Genomic DNA, 1,319 nt, shown 5'->3' on the forward strand with positions numbered 1-1,319 from the left:
GCGTCGCGCACGGGCTCGTCGTGGACGCGGGGTCGGTCCGGTGCGGCGATCAACTGCTGGTCGGCGGGCAGGCGTTGACGGTGGTCGACATGGCGGCGCTGCCCCGGGGCGGGCGGCGGCTGACGTTCGGGACGGGCGAGACGTTCACGATGGGTCCGGCCACCGTGGTGTGGGCGACACGGACGATACCCGTCCGGCGGTGAATCCCCGGCCGAATGCAGGTGGAATTCCGGGAAATTCGCGGCGCCGGAAATACGAAAGAATGTTCTCCGGAATTCCTGGCCAATCCCCGGGCGCGATTGGCGAAAACGCGCCTGGCTGAAGGGCGTTGAGCGCTTCTACCGTGAGGGCGGCCGGTTTTCACCACGCCGGTTCAACGGGAGACAGGAAAGGGAGATCGACCATGCGGAAATTTCCGAAGAATCTGTTCAGGACCGGAGCGGTTCTGAGCGGTGCGTTCCTGTTCGCGATCACCACGGCCACCTCGGCCTCCGCCACCACGCTCTCGCACGGCTCGGACCGGGCCCAGGCCACCGCGTACGCGATGCGGGCCTACGACGGCGAGAGCGACGGCAACGGCGTCTACGCCGACGCGTATCTCGCCAACGGCGCCCACGTCTCCCAGTGGGACGGCAACGGCTCGGACGGAAACTGGGGTCCGTGGGCCGAGTACTCCTCCCGCATCGCCCGCTTCCGCGTCTGCGAGGACCACGTCGGCTGTTCGGGCTGGGTCAATAACCCGAGCTGACGCCAAGCCCTTCGCACGAAAGAACGAACGCCGGGGCCGGAAGGGAATGCCCCTCCGGTCCCGGCCCGTGGCGTACGTCACACTCCGGCGCTGTCACAGGGACCCGGCGGCCGGTTTCTTCATGGCACCCGAACGACCACGCGCACGAGTGAGGACGAAGCCATGGAGCCCCGTATCAACCTGATGACCAACCCCGTCGGAGCCAGGATCTCCAAGCGGTTCTACGCCGTCGGCCTGGCGATCCAGGAGTCGCCGCTGCCCAAGTCCCTCCAGGAACTGGTGGAGTTGCGGGCCAGCCAGATCAACGGCTGCGGCTGGTGCGTCGACGTCCACACCAAGGAGGCGGCGGCCGCCGGGGAGTCGGCCGTCCGGATCAACCTGGTCGCGGCCTGGCGCGAGTCCACGGTGTTCACGGAGGCCGAGCGGGCCGCGCTGGCCCTCACCGAGGAGGGCACCCGGCTGGCCGACGCCCACCAGGGCGTCTCGGAGGAGACCTGGGAGCAGGTGCGCAAGCACTTCGACGAGGACGAGATCGCCGCGCTGGTCTCCCTGGTCGCGATGATCAACGCCG

General features: G+C 68.6%; 3 protein-coding genes. All 3 read left to right on the top strand.

Going from position 1 to position 1,319, the window contains the following annotated elements; all coding sequences use genetic code 11:
• Positions 1-203, top strand: a 203-nt coding sequence (locus D7231_RS36745; RefSeq protein ID WP_158673898.1) for a hypothetical protein, incomplete at its 5' end; no start/stop codon positions are given.
• A 200-nt stretch (positions 204-403) separates the two neighbouring features.
• Positions 404-748 (top strand): hypothetical protein, encoded by a 345-nt coding sequence (locus D7231_RS34845; protein WP_120760366.1) that lies wholly within the window; start codon positions 404-406, stop codon positions 746-748.
• A 162-nt stretch (positions 749-910) separates the two neighbouring features.
• The coding region (locus D7231_RS34850; RefSeq protein ID WP_147449889.1) for a carboxymuconolactone decarboxylase family protein at positions 911-1,319 on the top strand (409 nt) is incomplete at its 3' end.

Origin of the sequence: Streptomyces klenkii, from assembly GCF_003626645.1 — a bacterium.
GTDB lineage: Bacteria > Actinomycetota > Actinomycetes > Streptomycetales > Streptomycetaceae > Streptomyces > Streptomyces klenkii.